Annotated in this window: 13 protein-coding genes; all 13 read right to left on the reverse strand. The window is 58.8% G+C overall.

Going from position 1 to position 14,970, the window contains the following annotated elements; genetic code table 11:
- Positions 1-3: 3 nt before the first annotated feature.
- Positions 4-1,404 carry an FAD-binding oxidoreductase gene (locus Q1A63_RS10055; RefSeq protein WP_299631406.1) on the reverse strand — a complete coding sequence of 467 codons (1,401 nt, stop codon included), beginning with the start codon at positions 1,402-1,404 and terminating at the stop codon, positions 4-6.
- Positions 1,401-2,663 carry a cytosine deaminase gene (locus Q1A63_RS10060; RefSeq protein ID WP_299631408.1) on the reverse strand — a complete coding sequence of 421 codons (1,263 nt, stop codon included), beginning with the start codon at positions 2,661-2,663 and terminating at the stop codon, positions 1,401-1,403. Before Q1A63_RS10060 ends, Q1A63_RS10055 begins: the two co-directional genes overlap by 4 nt.
- Positions 2,663-3,520, reverse strand: a complete 858-nt coding sequence (locus Q1A63_RS10065) for an ABC transporter permease (RefSeq protein WP_298970766.1) — start codon at positions 3,518-3,520, stop codon at positions 2,663-2,665. The genes Q1A63_RS10060 and Q1A63_RS10065 overlap by 1 nt, the downstream gene beginning before the upstream one ends.
- Entirely contained in the window at positions 3,517-4,302 is a 786-nt protein-coding gene (locus tag Q1A63_RS10070) for an ABC transporter ATP-binding protein (RefSeq protein ID WP_298970764.1), read from the reverse strand. The genes Q1A63_RS10065 and Q1A63_RS10070 overlap by 4 nt, the downstream gene beginning before the upstream one ends.
- A gap of 59 nt (positions 4,303-4,361) precedes the next feature.
- Positions 4,362-5,363, reverse strand: a complete 1,002-nt coding sequence (locus tag Q1A63_RS10075; protein WP_298970762.1) for an ABC transporter substrate-binding protein — start codon at positions 5,361-5,363, stop codon at positions 4,362-4,364.
- A gap of 227 nt (positions 5,364-5,590) precedes the next feature.
- Positions 5,591-6,127 carry a hypothetical protein gene (locus Q1A63_RS10080; RefSeq protein WP_298970761.1) on the reverse strand — a complete coding sequence of 179 codons (537 nt, stop codon included), beginning with the start codon at positions 6,125-6,127 and terminating at the stop codon, positions 5,591-5,593.
- 240 nt (positions 6,128-6,367) lie between these two features.
- Positions 6,368-6,751, reverse strand: coding sequence for a hypothetical protein (locus tag Q1A63_RS10085; protein WP_299631412.1), 384 nt, complete (start codon positions 6,749-6,751; stop codon positions 6,368-6,370).
- A gap of 91 nt (positions 6,752-6,842) precedes the next feature.
- The gene (locus tag Q1A63_RS10090; RefSeq protein ID WP_298970758.1) at positions 6,843-7,775 is read right to left on the reverse strand and encodes a dynamin family protein; all 933 of its coding nucleotides are present in this window, start codon (positions 7,773-7,775) and stop codon (positions 6,843-6,845) included.
- Positions 7,772-9,850 carry a dynamin family protein gene (locus tag Q1A63_RS10095; protein ID WP_298970757.1) on the reverse strand — a complete coding sequence of 693 codons (2,079 nt, stop codon included), beginning with the start codon at positions 9,848-9,850 and terminating at the stop codon, positions 7,772-7,774. Before Q1A63_RS10095 ends, Q1A63_RS10090 begins: the two co-directional genes overlap by 4 nt.
- Before the next feature lie 176 nt (positions 9,851-10,026).
- A complete protein-coding gene (locus tag Q1A63_RS10100; protein ID WP_298970756.1) occupies positions 10,027-11,136 on the reverse strand; it encodes a GTPase domain-containing protein in 1,110 nt (369 codons plus the stop codon).
- On the reverse strand, positions 11,126-11,968 hold the full coding sequence (locus Q1A63_RS10105) for a protein phosphatase 2C domain-containing protein (RefSeq protein ID WP_298970755.1): 843 nt from the start codon (positions 11,966-11,968) through the stop codon (positions 11,126-11,128). The genes Q1A63_RS10100 and Q1A63_RS10105 overlap by 11 nt, the downstream gene beginning before the upstream one ends.
- A complete protein-coding gene (locus tag Q1A63_RS10110) occupies positions 11,952-13,112 on the reverse strand; it encodes an FHA domain-containing protein (protein WP_298970754.1) in 1,161 nt (386 codons plus the stop codon). Before Q1A63_RS10110 ends, Q1A63_RS10105 begins: the two co-directional genes overlap by 17 nt.
- A gap of 92 nt (positions 13,113-13,204) precedes the next feature.
- Positions 13,205-14,878 (reverse strand): serine/threonine-protein kinase, encoded by a 1,674-nt coding sequence (locus tag Q1A63_RS10115; RefSeq protein WP_298970753.1) that lies wholly within the window; start codon positions 14,876-14,878, stop codon positions 13,205-13,207.
- Positions 14,879-14,970 lie beyond the last annotated feature (92 nt).

A 14,970-nucleotide genomic window follows, 5' to 3' on the forward strand; every position in this document is an offset into this window, starting at 1 on the left:
GGCCTATTCCGCCGCGCGCAGTTTCGGATAGCTGTACATCCGATCAAACGCCCAGTTCGGATCATCCCAGGCAATCATCTTGCCGGGATTGAGCAGCCCCTTGGGGTCGGCTTCGCGTTTGAACGCAAGCTGGCGATCATCAACCGTTTGCCGCCCGCCCTCTTCCAGCGTGTAACGATGCGGGTTGAAAATCATCGCGCCCGCGTCTTCATGCATTTTCACGATCTCATCCAGACGGTCTTCGGTGGAGAACTTCACCAGGCTGAGCCCGGCAAATATAACCTTGCCGTTTTCCTTGAGCACTTCGAGATGTTGCAGAACCTCCGGGCTCAAGGCATCGCGCATCTTTTCGATCAGCTCCAGATGCTGCGGAAAACCATAGCGCACCTGCAGATAGGTGATCGACGGGTCAACCTTGAGCGCCCGCAGCGTCGTGTGGTTCCAGCCATATTCGAAAACCATGCCCGGCTGACGTTCCCAATCTGAGGCGTCGCTGCGGTAAATCAGGCGCGCCGAGGGTCTGCGGCCCAGAAAGGTCTCGAACCCATCCATGGAGTGCGGAGCCACCATCAACCCAATCAGGTTGGTATCTTTCTCCACATGGGGGGCGACGCGCTGGAAGTAATCCTTCGCAATGGGCGCCTCGAACACAGTGGCCAGTTTGATCAGAATGCCATCTTCATTCGCCAGTTCGTCGGCAAAACGCGCGGCTACCATGAAGTCATCCGTCGCCACGAACATCTCGACCCAATCATAGGCCGGGGCGAGCGGCATCTCGATCTCTGTGATGATCCCATTGGTGCCGTAGGCGTGGCTGACACGCGCGAGCTCTTCGCCCCGGAATTCCAGCACGCGCGGCTCTTCTTCCATGGTGACGACACGCAGCCGGATGATATTGCCAAGATCGCGCAGCGACCCCCAGGTGCAAGAGCCAACGCCGCCCGAGCCACCGGCGATGAAGCCCCCGATCGTCGCCGTCGCCCAGGTGGACGAGAACATCCGGATTTCCTGACCTGAATGTTTTTTGCACGCAGCGTCGAGATCTTTCAGCAGGCACCCTGGCTCCACGATCACCCGTCCGGGGTGGATCTCCTTGACGGCCGCCATGTGCCGCAGATGCATGACACAGCCGCCCGCCAGCGGCATCGCCTGCCCATAGTTGCCGGTACCCGCCCCGCGGGTGGTGACCGGCACGTCATGGGCATAGCAGGTTTTCAGCACCTCGATGACCTCGGCCTCGCTGCGCGGGCTGACCACAAAGTCCGCAATCACATCATCGAGCCGCGCCTTCAGAACGGGGGAATACCAGAAGAAATCGCGGCTTTTGGACTTAATCGCAGCGTCATTCTGCTCAACGTCCAGATGGGCAAGGGCGGCTTTGGCGGCGGCAACGTTCGGGGTCATGGCGTCCTCATCAGATGGTCAAGTTCGGCATAGTCAGGCAATGTGCGGTCAATCTGCACACCGTCCCGCAGCACAATCCGGTCGGATTGCGGACGGGCGAAAAGCTCGGTCCAGCCGCGCGCGCGGCAGATCACCAGGTCGGCAGGTGCGCCCGGCGCGAGGCTGGGCGCGGCAAATCCGCAGGCCTTTGCGGGGTTTGTCGTGAAAGCATGGGTCCAATCGGTGTCGGAATGATCAAGATGCCCGATGCGGGTGGCCTCGCGCATGACCTCGATCATATCCAGATCGCCATAGGCATAGAACGGATCACGGGTGTTGTCGGAGGCAAAGGACAGATTGATGCCCCGCGCTTTCATCTCATGCACCAGGGTGATCCCCCGCCCGCGCGGCGTGCCGGGCTGGCGATCCTGAAGGTAGAGGTTGCACATGGGCAGGGACACCACATTGAGACCCGCGCGCGCGACAAGATCCATGGTGTCCGCAGCGCGGCGCGGCTCCTGCGCGCTCAGCGAACACAGATGTCCAACCGTTACGGGGGCGTCAAAGCCGGTCTCCAGCGCAGTTTGTGCCACCACACGCAATGTCTCGGATGATGGATCGAGTGTTTCGTCCACATGGAAATCAGCCGCCAGTCCCCGCGCCGCGGCCATGTCGAGAAACAGCCTGACCCGGTCTTCGATGTCCGGGACGGGATAGGCCACCATGCCCAAAACGCCACGCGCTTCGGCCACGAGATCTGCGGTATGTACAAAAGGACCCTCAGCGGTAACGGCATCGCATCCCACAAGGCAGGCCGCCTGCAGATCAATCCGCCCCCGCCACGCCGCACGCAATTTCTTGAAAACGGGCCATGAAATATCATCTTGCGGCGCGATGCTGTCGAGATGCGTGCGCACCGCGCGTGTCCCGTAGGCATAAGCGCAGCGCAGCGCGAAATCCATCCGCGCGCTCACGTCCTCAGCAGTCCAATGGGCTTGCCGGTCGGCCCCCACGGTCGCCAGCGCCCCCTCGAAACTGCCATCGGGATTGGCCGCACGGGGCCAGATATGCCCCTTGTCCAGATGCACATGCATGTCGACAAAGGCCGGGAAAAGCATCGCCCCCAGCATGTCGACCACCTGCCCCGGCTGATCGCTGATCTTGCCGTCCTGGATGTTCAAGCTGATGGAGGAAAGATCTCCCACGCCACCGATCAGGCAATCCGGCACCGTCAGATTTTGCAGGGTCAGCGGCCCCGCCGGAAGTTGCATAAAATCCATCAGGGGTCTCGTTTCAATGCGCTTTCGTGCCACTTGCGCAGCAACATATGACTGAGAAAACTAAGACCTGCGAAAATGATCACACCGGTGACCGCAATGAGGATCAGGGCGGCGAACATGCGGGGGATGTTAAGCCTGTATCCCGCCTCCAATATGCGAAAGGCCAACCCGGATTTCAGACCACCGGTACCCGCCACATATTCCGCCACCACCGCGCCGATCAGGGACAATCCACCGGCAATGCGCAGCCCGCCCAGAAAATAGGGCAAGGCGGAGGGCAATTGCAAAAACCGCAGGGTTTGCCAGCGCGACGCGCCATAGATCCGGAAAAGATCGCGCAGATTGTGATCGGCGGAGTTCAACCCAAGCGTCGTATTGCTGAGCACCGGAAAGAAGGCCACCAGCCAGGCACAGAGCAACAATCCGGCAATGCGACTGTCCACGTAGATGAAAATCAGCGGTGCAATGGCCACAATCGGCGTGACCTGCAGGATGACCGCATAGGGGTAGAAGCTCATTTCCACCAGCCGCGATTGCGTAAATAGCACTGCCAGCCCGACCCCGCCGATTACTGCCACGGCCAGCGCCATCAAAGTGATCTGAACTGTGACCAGCAATGCCTCGAATAGCATCGCCCAATCTTTGATCAGCGTCTCAAACACCAACCCCGGACCGGGAAGGATGTAATGCGGAATTTCGTTCCACACCACGATGCGATCCCAAATGAGCAGCATCAGGACCAACACCAGAACCGGCAAGATCCATTTGCCGAATTTTTCAAACCTTTTGCGTTTCAGGCGCGCGGCCTCATCCGCGTCAAGGGTCATCGGCTGGTCGCTCTGATCGGCAAGGCTCATGCCGCTTCCCCCATCGCTTCATGCAGCGCATCCGTGGCCCGGCGGATATAGGCGGCGTATTCAGCGGAGGTGCGAAAATCCTCGTCGCGCGGATAGGGTGCATCAACTTCCAACTCCGAAATCACCCGCCCGGGCCGCGCCGCCATCACCACGATCCGATCAGACAGGAAAACGGATTCGAACACGGAATGGGTCACAAAAACGACGGTGCATCCGATGGCGGCCTTCAATTTCAGAAGATCATTGTTCAACTTGAAACGGGTGATTTCATCCAGCGCGGCAAAAGGTTCATCCATCAGGATCAGGCGCGGCCGGGTAACCATGGCCCGCGCGATGGACACGCGCATTTTCATGCCACCCGACAGCTCCCGCGGATAGCTGTTCTGAAATTTCTCCAGCCCGACGAGTTTGAGCGCCTCAAGCACGTCGTCCTTGACCTCCGCATAGGTTTTGCCGCGCAGTCGAAACGGCAGCCAGACGTTTTGGGCAACGGTGGCCCAGGGCATCAGGGTCGGTTCCTGAAACACAACGCCCAGATCGCCCGTGTCATGCCCGCCGGACCAGCTGATCCGCCCGGCTGTCGGATGGATCAGATCGGAAATCAGGCGCAGCGCCGTGGATTTGCCGCACCCGGACGGCCCCAGCAACGAGATGAAATCACCCTCGCCCACCTGCAACGACATCCCCTTCAACGCAACGATGTTGCCATTGAACGTCTTGTCTACCTGCTCCATCCGCAACAATTCAGGCCGCGATCCCAGCGGCTTTTGCAGTTCGGTCATAGATCCCCCGCCTGTCCCCGTCCGAGGGCTAATGCGCCCCCGGTGGTCACCCTGCTCAACTAGGGCTTGATGTCCTTACCAACAGATTTATTCGTGAATTCAAGGGTATAGGCAGACTGCCAATCCAACCCGTCCTCCAGCACACCGGCGGAGACCATCTTGGCGTAGAAATCCCCGATCACCTCGTCGGTCATCGATCCGATACCGGTTTCCAGCGCTGAGCCGCTGTCAACGATGCCTTCTTCAAGCATCATCTTTTTGGCAAAATCGATCTTGTCCTGCGACATGTCCGGGTTCGCAGCCAGGATCAATTCATCGGCTGCGGCGCTGTCCCCATAAAGGTAGTTGTACCACCCTGTCAGCGAGCCATCGACGAAGCACTCAACCTTTTCCGGCGCGCTTTCGATTGTGTCCGCCATCGTCTCAATCGTCGTGGCGTAAGAGGAATAGCCGGCGTCCGCGATCAGGAAGACATTGGGTTGGAACCCGGCCTCCTTCAACACCGCGTAGGGTTCGGAGCTCAGATACCCCTGCATGCCCTTTTCTTTATCAGCAATGAAAGGGGCTGGATTGAACGTGTAGGGTTGGCGTTGTTCGACCGTGAAGCCGTGTTCCGCGATCATCCACTGGTAGTATGACGTAAAACCATTGTCGCCGATCAGCAGGGTCAGATCCTTGAGATCCTCCCAGCTTTCCGCTTCTCCGGGGTGCGCCAGAATGACCTGCGGGTGCTTTTGAAAAATCGCCGCGACCGAAACGACGGGTATGCCCTCTTTGACGGCGTTGAAGGCCTGCAACATGTCACCGCCCATATGAAAATCAATCTTGCCCGCCAGCATCAACGCCCGGTTGTTAACCTGCGGCCCGCCCGAAATGATCTCAACGTCCAGACCGCAAGCCGCATAGGTCCCGTCCGCAACCGACTGGTAGAACCCACCGTGTTCCGCCTGAGCGAGCCAGTTGGTCCCGAAGACAACGGGCGTGAGATGACCATCGGCGAAACTGGCGGACGCGCAGAAACTCAACGCGCAGACGAGATGGGGAATTTTGGACTGAATCATGGCAACCTCCGGTTTGTGCTTTGGCGCAAAGCGTCCGGAGCAGGCTGCCGGAAGGAAAGCCTGAGGCGGGCGAATTGGCCGAAGACCCGTATGTTCGCCCAGAAAGAGTGCAAATTCCACGTGTTTGTTCAGAATTTAGTCAGGATATATGCCGTAGCCGCCAAAATGCTCAAACAAGTGGCAATTCGGATTATGGACTTGGTGAAAGAGACTGACACCTTTTCCAATCACGGCGCGGGTGCGAAGACTTCTGTCCAGCAAGCGAGACAGGCGTCAAGGTTGTCGGCTTCAAAAGCCAGCCAGATGCGTCGCTCATTGCGAACAGCCAGCAAAATTGACGGGTCATCCGGCATTGCACCAGACCAGATTGATAGACGATCCTTTCCTACACCGTCGCGCAGCAATTCAGCATCGAGCAAACGAAGCGAGGCACCAAGATCGCGCTGGCCGATGATTTGGTCTGACTCAGCAGCGTTGCTGTCCAGAACCGCGAGAGCGAAATCCTTGCTGCCGGAAACGGCAGCATCAAGTGATATCGGTTCGACCGCCGCACCGACAACGCCGCCCAAATGAGATTTCAGCGCGCTTAAAGATAAACCCACTGCGTCAACGGCCAGATGGTCGGAAATCAACTCGGCCCTTACCCATATCTCCGATGCATCTGCGCAAAACGCGACCAGCCTTGCCGCTACCTGGGCGAGGTCGTCTGCGGATCCATCCTTGAGCAGGTTCTGGCTTAGGGCGCCCTTCTCAACCAGGCGCATTCGGGTGATCCGACGCTCAGCGACCGTCAAAACAAGCTCCGATTGATCCGCAGCGCAGAAGTGCAAATCTCGCGGCAAGACAGTCTCCTGAACCTCCTGCAAAATCCCCAACAGCGCGGAATCATCACCAGAGCTTGTGATGAGCCGACCGCCCGCCCTCTGAACCGACGGCACCTCACTCAACTGCTGTAGGACTGCGGTCAGACGCAGGGCTTCTTCATGGTGGCTCTCGGGCATCGCTTATGCCTCCCGCCCGATATCGGCCAGCAACTCTGCGCCCTCCGAAATCACCGCGCTCAATGGCATCTGAGGATCGCACAAGATGCACAAAGCCTCGTTTTCAACAGTTGGAGAGCGCAGGAAGCACGCCATCTCACCGCCACTCAGGGCCACTGCATGCTGAGGCATGGAATTTGTTGGCAGACCTGCGCCGGGAAGCTGCTGCGCGATGTTGCCATTCAGGCTGTCCGTGGCCGAATGGCATAAAGCATCCAACTGTTCCTGCACGGTTTTCGCGCCGGAACTGTCGGCAAGCACCATGCCCGTGGACAAATCAGCAAAGGCCACGACGAAACATCCCGGAAACCGGGCGCGAAAGCGGTCCAGCCGATCCCCTACCGTCATGTCATCCACCGTGATCCGATATGCACACGTGCTCTGCCTTTTCAGAATGCCTCAGGCATAGCGGCAGTTGATGTGAATCCGGTTAACGATTTCAGGAGAATTTGGGACTTAGACTTAGCTCTTCCTCAACCTCAGGCGGGGGCACCGGGCGCGCCCGGACTGACTTTGCCACCGGCCTGCGCGGCACAACGCGATCCGTCGTGTTTTCCGCAGAGGTGGGCTCCTCCGGCTTTGCATCCGGGAGTGTTTCCGTCGCGCAGAGACCCGAGGTATCGAAAGGCTCAGTGCCCTCACCTTCCGCCAGTCGGTCGGTCAAGCCATTGACGATGCTCAAGAACTCACTGACGAACAGCTCCGCGCCGCTTTGGTCCCACAGATCGGCATCATCCTCCGCATCACGCGCCTGCGTGAGCGACATGATCATGCTGCTGGCAAATAATCCTTCGGTCTCCGCGCGCACGCGTCTGAGCACCTTTTTACGGTCCCTTTCAGAGACCAGCATATCGCCGCGCGTCAGCAGCAGGATAGAGTGTTCCTGAATGTGCGGCGGCACATTTTCCCAGACAGAAGCCTCGCTTTGCCGCCAAGCCTGCGTTGCCGGGCTGCACCAGATGACCCCATCCGCCAGGGGCAGAATCCGCGCCCAGACATCAGATGGCATGTTCGGATCGGATATGCCCGGCATGTCGATCACATCACACATCTTCAGAATTTCCTCTTCACTCTGAATGCGGATGAAGGCCGTTTCCTGGGTCGAGATTTCCTGCAGCGCTTCAAGATCGCAGGGGGTCTCATTCCCCTGCAGATCGACAATCACCGCAGGCTCTGATCCGTAGCTGATCCAGACGGGTGGCAGCTGTGTCGCGATGACCTGAACCGGCAAGGGATCAGACCCGATCATGAGATTGGCAAGCGTGCTTTTGCCCGCGCTGAATTCCCCCATAAGCGCCATACGGGGGCGTCTGGTTTTGCTGACATTGTCAAAGAATGCAGGTCTTTCTGTCGGTGGTGCTTCTGACGTCATGATGCGTACTCGTTTAGCGTTTTCAACGTTTTACCCAACAGCGCCTTGCGATCAGGCGGTGCATTCTTAGTAGCAATCGCTTTGAGTTCTTCAGGATCGGCCTGCGCCATCCGATCAAAGGTGGCAAAAACAGAATGCTGTTCTTCGAGAAATATATCGAATGCTTCGAGGGCCGTATCCTTGACGGATTGCGCCAGATCATCGCGCAGCTCTTCGACAAAGGGATTGGTTTCAGCCTTGATTAACTCGTAAAAGCTCGACGCGTAGGCCTTATATCCCCGTCTGTGTAGCCACCATCTTTTCCACCAGCTACCGTTCAGATCGAGGGCGATGGTCCGCCCCAAGGTCACCGGTGCCGGCACTTGCGGCGCGCGGGGCACAACCATGCCCACCTGCTCTGCCGAAAGCCCGAAGGCAGCCGTATAGAGGTCCCCCAGTTCCTCTGAGGTTTGCTGCACGGCGGCCTCAAAAGCCGCCTTGCTCTTCCGCGCCAGGACCTTATGCGAGGATCCCAGCAACATCCGCAGACCTGCAGGATCATAGGTCCAGGGCGTGGCGTCGCCAAATTGCTCCAGATGCACGATCAGGGAGGCGGTCGCACGCTCAAGGAAACTGGCCTGCACCCGGTCCATACGTCCCGAAAACTCCTCCAGTATTGCTGTGAAGCTGGCATCCAGATCGGTTTTTCGAGTTACAGAAATCTCTGATAGCCGCGCCTGCGCTGCAGGTCCTTCCAGTTTCTCGCTAGGCCCGACAGCCTTGTCCGCACCGCCCATCTGTTGGGTCGCGGCAATGGCGTTGATCAGGTTGAAGGCACTGCTGCCAACGCGCTGCAACGTGGTTTCGGCGATCCCGTCGACAATCCGCTGTGACAGTGCCTGCTGCAGCGCTGGCACGCCGGACAATCCCCATGCCATTTTGATCGGATCGCGGCGATTCTCCTCATTCAAGATGTCACCCAGATCGACGGTTTCCGACCATTTCTTCAGGACATCGGCGCTTGCTGGCGGCAGATCCGCCAGGCGACCGTCAAGCGCATAACCGGCCCAAAGCGCGCTGCCAAAAATCACCTGCGCGTCCTCCGGCCCCTTATGCATCGCCAGCGTATCCGAAATGCTCTGCGCGATTTGCGGGATTTGCGTCTGCGGGTCAGACAGCTCATCAATCCGGTTCACGAAGATCACGATATCACGCGATTTTACGTGCGAAATCAGACGAATGAGCGCGAGATCCGTGGAGGATAACGCCTGATGTGCGGATAGAACGACAACGCAAATCCGGCTCTCACGGATCGACCGGATGGTAATCTGCTCCCGCATCATGAAGGTGTCGTTCACCCCGGGGGTGTCACGCAAACAAAGCCCGATGGGCAATGCTGCACGTTCCATATTCAGGTCAGCGGATTTGGTGATATCGGCAAAACGGCCCTGCTCGTCCGAAATGTCGGGATCATCTGCATCGGGCTCTTCACCCAGACACACGTAGCGCTCGATCAGGCCCTTGTCGAAATAGCCATAGTCGCGCTGCTGTCCCAGCAACATTTCGAATTTCTGGCCGAGGCGCGCCTGTGACTTTTCGCGCATTTTCGCCACTTCCAGTTTGATCTTTTCCAGCTCCTCATCCGCCCCGGCGCGGCTGGCCAATTCGCCAATGCGCCCCCCGCCGGAGACCAGACGATCCCATTCATCTTCGTCGAAAAACCGGAAGGAGGCGCTGTTTTTGAAGCCCGGTGTTTCCGGGTGCAAATGCAATGACGTGACGACCGAGGTCCACGGGTTCACATCCGCCGGAAGCAGATCGGACTGGCCCACAATCGCGTTGACCAGAGAGGTCTTGCCGGATTTGATCTGCCCGACCATCGTCACACTGGGCTCAAATGCATCAAGTTGGCGGCGCAACCGCTCCACCCGTTTGGCCGTGTTCTCTGTGCCCAGAACCTCCAGCGCATCCAGTGCTGACCGCAGATCCGAAATGGACTGCGCAACATCGCGCAAGGGGGTCAGCCCCATGCTCAGCAGATCAGCCTGTGAGGCTTTCCTGAAGTCCTGCTCCGCCGAGGCGTTAAGAACGTTCATGACGCCCCCTCAATGCACAAATCCCCGCAGGCATGTGCATTTTTCAGAATGCGGCAGGTTAGAACGACCATCATGTTTTCAGCCCCAAAGATACGTGTTCACCGTTCAGAAATGCCCGTCAATTGTGCGGTGATTGTGACCTTCGGCAGGCTCAAATGCTGAGAATTGCTAAGCTTTTAGTGAACCAGCCGGGCTTCGAGGTCGCGGGTCAGTTGCAGAATGATCGTTGCCGCATCCGCTGCCGATCGCAGGTCATTTTCAAGGCTCATCAGCACGACTTTATCGCTCGCCTCATAAAGATCATTGCGCCAGGCATCAAAATCAGGCGCGCTATGCGTTTCATCAGCAGCAATTTCGGCCAGGTCTTCGGCAAGGGTCCCGCAACAGCCCAGGATCGCTTCGGGACGAAGCTCGTCGGAATCCGCTGAGGTCGCCATCAATTCCGGCGTGCGTGCCCGCAACAAGGCCAGTGCTTTTTCATAGGTCGCGACCTCCGCAGGCGCGCGGTCGCCTTGACCTGCGGCATTGTCGATCTGTGCGGCCTCAATTCCGTTGCGCTGCAGGAACAGCCACGCATTGTCGAGATCGGCGCGCTGACCGGAGGTTGCAAGGTTTGACAGCGTTTGCATCAACGCCTTTACGCCGCTTGCCGCAAAGAGCTGCTCGGGAATGTCACCGTTTTTGCAAAGCGCCTGATGTGCGTGGAAAGTCGAGGTCGGGAAAAAGCTGTGGAACTCCTCGCCCGCAACCATTTGTAGCGCCGCGATCCGCTCCGGCAGCGTGCCACGCTCGGCAAACTGATCGGCTTTGGTCAGGACCAGGAAACTGTGGTCTTTCAGATGATCCGAGGCCTGCGCCCAGACTTCCGCCTCCGGCTTGGAAAACTCCTGTGTACACCAGAGCACGACATCGGCCTGCGTCATCGCTTCGAGCTGCGCTGCGTCAATGGCCCCCGCCGCGGGGCCTGTGTCCGTCAGGGTAATGACCTGCAAGAGCGGGTGATCCATTGATACGTTCTGCGCATCAGCGGCGGCATCGCGAAATTCTCCGGATTTGTAGGTCACTGCACCCGCTTGCACATTCGGCTGCAACACCTGGAGCAGCAACACACTGCATAGCTGCGATTTGCCCACGCCCTTGGGCCCCAGAACCACAACCCGGACACCGGTGCGCAACCGCTCCAGCAATTGGGTCGCCTGCTCCGCCGGTGCGCCCGTCAACACGCCCTTGGCGAGGGCTTTCTCCAGCTCGGCAATTACGCGGTTTGGGGTGGTGTCATCCAACACAGCGGATCCCCGTCAGCTGGCTCTTTTCCGACTGTGCTTTGCAGTCATCAGCATCTTGCAGCTGCACCACCGAGAAGGACACGTTGTCGAGATCCGGATCGTTCTGCTCGCGCAGCCGGTCCAGCAAACGGTCGGCAATTTCAGCGCTTTGTGCCCCACGGGACGCACATAAAACCTGCGCAATCTCCTCATCGGTCAAAAACTGCAGACCATCGCTGGCCACGATCAGAATATCGCCTGCCTGCAAGGCTGCAGGGTCGGTGGGGCAGTCAATCTTGGGAATGTCCTCGCCGAAAAGCACAGAGGTCAATGTGTTCCGATCAGGGTGGTACTGACCCTCTTCCTTGTCCAGTAGTCCCGATTTCACCATATAATCGATCTGTGGCGCCATGGAGTGATCTTCGTTGAGTTGCGACAATTCTCCATCCCGGAACAGGAACAGCGGCGAATCCCCAATGGAAATCCAGTAAAGATGCCGGTTGATGATCACCGTCGCCACCAGCGTCGCCCCCATGCCATGGGTCTCCGGGTAAGAGGCAACATGATCGCGCAGGCAGGCATTCGCCGCCATCGCAGCCTCGAACAAATGCGTTGTGACCTTGCTTTCGAACGCATCGACATCGCCGCGCTGGAACATCAATTCACTGAAGACCTCGGTCACCACGATCTTGCTCGCGACATCGCCTGCTGCATGTCCGCCCATGCCGTCCGCCAGCACCGCAACGCCAACCTCCGAGCCACGGGAGAAATCGGCAATGACCGCATCCTCCTGATAGCTGCGGCGGCCTTTGCTCAACGCCGAGGCCGCATCGAAATCAAAGGGCGGGCGCATCGCCGCCCTCCGTGGTCTCCCATTTGAAGTCAGACCCGCAGAGCGCCACAAAGCGCAGTGTGGTCTCGCCAATGCGGATCAGGTCCGCGTGTTGCAGTTCCTCGGTGCTCAGAACCGGGCGCGCATTGCGGCGGATGATGTTCGATTTGCCACCGTGGCCGATGTAGAATTTGTTCTCTTCTTCATCGTAGGCGATGGCCGCGTGATTGTGACGCGAAATGCTGTTGTCCCCGAAATCGAGTTTGATCACCTGATCGTCACCGCGACCGATCATCGACGCACCTGTAAAGATACTGAAGGAATGCCCGATGCCGGGGCCCTCCACGACGACCAGCCAGCCCACCGGGAATTTGTCATGCTGTGGTTTGGCGGTGACGTTTTCTGCACTGCCAAAGGGGTCATTGGCATCCGGCTCGGCGCGATTGAACCCCAGAAGACGTGTTTTCACCCGCCCTGCCCGACGCCCCGCCCGGCCTGGCACCGGCGCCGGAACAGCGGAGAGCGGCGTGGTGTTGGACAGATCAACAGGCGCGGGATCACCCGCCGGTTCGGTGCTCTCAACGGCCTGCAATTGCTGCTGGGCGAAGGCCACGATGTCTGGATTGTCTGCGGCTGACGCATCTGTTTCGGTAGGGTCCTCTTCGAGGGCCACAACTTCTTCGGAGGCTTCCTCGCCTTCGGACCAGCTCTCGCCAGGCGTTTCTTCCTGTTCCGCTTCAACCGCCGGTGCGGTTTCCATCATCCGGGTCTGGGCGAGAACGGCTGCGATATCCGCGCCGCCATCATCCTCTTCCTCAGCGAGGTCGTCTTCCGCCGTATCTGCCGCGCTGACCGCTTCCACAAAATCTTCTTCGGTTTCGGCATCGTCCTCAGCCACTTCCGGGGCGTCATCATTCTCAAATGAATCTTCCGCCAAAGGCGCTTCCTCCGGGCTAAGGCCCAATTGATCCATCACATCCGTCTCAAGCTCTTCCCCAAAGGCTTCAGGATCATCCTCTTCACCCGCCACGGCGAATGGATCGAGCGGCAGCACCCGTTTGTCCGACGTCTCCATGAAGGCCTCGCGCAACGCGTCTTCGTCGAGCGCCTCATCCTCGGTGGCGGGTCTTGACTGGTTCTGAAATACCTTGCGGAAGAGTGTCATATCGTGCCTTTCCAATATCGCCTGTTGTCTCGCTGCCCGGACCACCCGGGTGTTATGGAGAGTGAGTGTGATCTACGCGGCCAAATCCCGGGTCAGCCCCCTGCCGTGTAGCGTTGGTTGATCGTCCAGTAGCCGTAGTCCTCACCCATGTTGAGCAGCTTCCCCACGGTAACAGCATGAAAATCGTCGAATTGCAGGGCGGCCTGCCCCAGCATGAAATAGGCCACCAGGATGACCGGCAACGTCGCCCACCTGCGCCAGATCGAAGAGCGCGCCACGGACCGCTCCGCCGCCATCAGCGCATCAAAATCCTGCTGGGAAATGACATCCGGCAGGGTCTTGTATTTCTTCGGCCTTGCCTGTGACGCTTCCTTTTTGGCCGCGGGCCGTGGCGTCGAAATCTCTTCCTTGAAGATCCGGCTTTTGGTGGTGACCACCGCCGCTGGCGTGACGGAAACCTTTGAACGGGTTTGTTTTTCCCCGTTCGGTGCCGAAACTGAGTTCACCGGATCGGCGGCTGTCGCTTTATCCGAAACGCGGTCGATCATCTTGCGGTCCGCAGAGGACATATCCTGAGCTGATGCTTCTGGGCCACCGGTATCGCCCTGCTCTTCCGGCGTCTCGCTATCGTAGAGATCCCTGAAAAATGCCGCGTCGTATTTCGGATCGACCGGCTTTGTATCCCAGGGCTCCGGTATCTCGGCTTCGGGTTCAACCTCCGGCACAGGCGCGACCTCAACCGGCGCGGCGTCCTCTTTGTCGTCTTGAACAGACTGGATCAGATTGCTGATGGTCAGGTTGATCGTCTGATCATCGCGCGCCTGCGCCCGCGCAATTTCCGCACGCCTCGTGGGATCGATCATCAACGCCCATTCTTCGGCGGATTGAATCCGATCTGCGGGCACGATGTTCATGGCCTTGTCGATGGCAGCCAGAAAATCATCGTCATAGGCCGGGAAGCGCCCGCGCAGCGGCTCGTAGAGATCCGGCTGGTGCGATGCCAGTGCAGCAAGCCGCGCCTGGCTGTTGGGCGGCGCTTCGCCAGAAATCAGATGGGTCAGGGTCGCCGCAAGCGCATAAAGGTCACTGCAGGGGTATTGCTGACTGCCGGCCACATAGAATTCCTGCGGGGAATAGCCGTCCTTCACCACCAGGACCGCAGAGAGAACGCGGCTCTTGCGGCTGGCCTCTTCCCGTGCCGCACCGAAATCGATCAGCACCGGACGCCCCGATTTGTCGACCAGGATGTTGTCTGGCGAGATGTCGCGGTGCAGCAGGTCCTGACTGTGCACATGCGCGATGGCATCAAGCAGCGACACGGTCAGCGACTGCACCTGCGCTGCGGACATCGCGGGCGCACCACTTTCGATGATCTCCAACAGGTCTTTGCCGTCCACCAGGTCGAGCGCCATATAGGCGGTCTCATTATACTCAAACACCTGATGCACGCCCACCACGCTGGAGTGATCCAGACGTGACAGCGCATGCGCCTCACGGATGAAAAGCGCCACAATCGAGCGGAAATCATCGACGTAGTTTTTGGTTCTGGCGCGCACCGTTTTCTTCACCCGGCTGCAGAATGCCTCGGGAAAGCATTCCTTGATCACCACGGTGCGGTTGAGGCTGTCCTTGGCCAGATAGGTGATGCCAAAACCGCCGCTGCTGAGATAGCGCACGATCTCATATTGCCCGCTCAGCAGTTTGCTGCCGGGGGCCAGCGCCTCGCTGTTGGCCTCGTCGTGTAGTGTTTCGTCCTGGGTGCTCATCTTGCTTTCAGTCTTTCGCCTCTCGCCATCGGCCCATCGCTCCTCTGGTGAGGTGCAAAGGGAGTAAGCGTCACGTCAAAAAGGCCGAAATG

The organism is uncultured Roseobacter sp., assembly GCF_947499265.1.
Lineage (GTDB): Bacteria > Pseudomonadota > Alphaproteobacteria > Rhodobacterales > Rhodobacteraceae > Roseobacter.

Bases quoted from the DNA above. Each gene is read 5' to 3' on its own strand.
- Q1A63_RS10055 (WP_299631406.1), bottom strand. From the start codon at position 1,404: ATGACCCCGAACGTTGCCGCCGCCAAAGCCGCCCTTGCCCATCTGGAC.
- Q1A63_RS10060 (WP_299631408.1), bottom strand. From the start codon at position 2,663: ATGGATTTTATGCAACTTCCGGCGGGGCCGCTGACCCTGCAAAATCTG.
- Q1A63_RS10065 (WP_298970766.1), bottom strand. From the start codon at position 3,520: ATGAGCCTTGCCGATCAGAGCGACCAGCCGATGACCCTTGACGCGGAT.
- Q1A63_RS10070 (WP_298970764.1), bottom strand. From the start codon at position 4,302: ATGACCGAACTGCAAAAGCCGCTGGGATCGCGGCCTGAATTGTTGCGG.
- Q1A63_RS10075 (WP_298970762.1), bottom strand. From the start codon at position 5,363: ATGATTCAGTCCAAAATTCCCCATCTCGTCTGCGCGTTGAGTTTCTGC.
- Q1A63_RS10080 (WP_298970761.1), bottom strand. From the start codon at position 6,127: ATGCGCCTGGTTGAGAAGGGCGCCCTAAGCCAGAACCTGCTCAAGGAT.
- Q1A63_RS10085 (WP_299631412.1), bottom strand. From the start codon at position 6,751: ATGACGGTAGGGGATCGGCTGGACCGCTTTCGCGCCCGGTTTCCGGGA.
- Q1A63_RS10090 (WP_298970758.1), bottom strand. From the start codon at position 7,775: ATGACGTCAGAAGCACCACCGACAGAAAGACCTGCATTCTTTGACAAT.
- Q1A63_RS10095 (WP_298970757.1), bottom strand. From the start codon at position 9,850: ATGAACGTTCTTAACGCCTCGGCGGAGCAGGACTTCAGGAAAGCCTCA.
- Q1A63_RS10105 (WP_298970755.1), bottom strand. From the start codon at position 11,968: ATGCGCCCGCCCTTTGATTTCGATGCGGCCTCGGCGTTGAGCAAAGGC.
- Q1A63_RS10110 (WP_298970754.1), bottom strand. From the start codon at position 13,112: ATGACACTCTTCCGCAAGGTATTTCAGAACCAGTCAAGACCCGCCACC.
- Q1A63_RS10115 (WP_298970753.1), bottom strand. From the start codon at position 14,878: ATGAGCACCCAGGACGAAACACTACACGACGAGGCCAACAGCGAGGCG.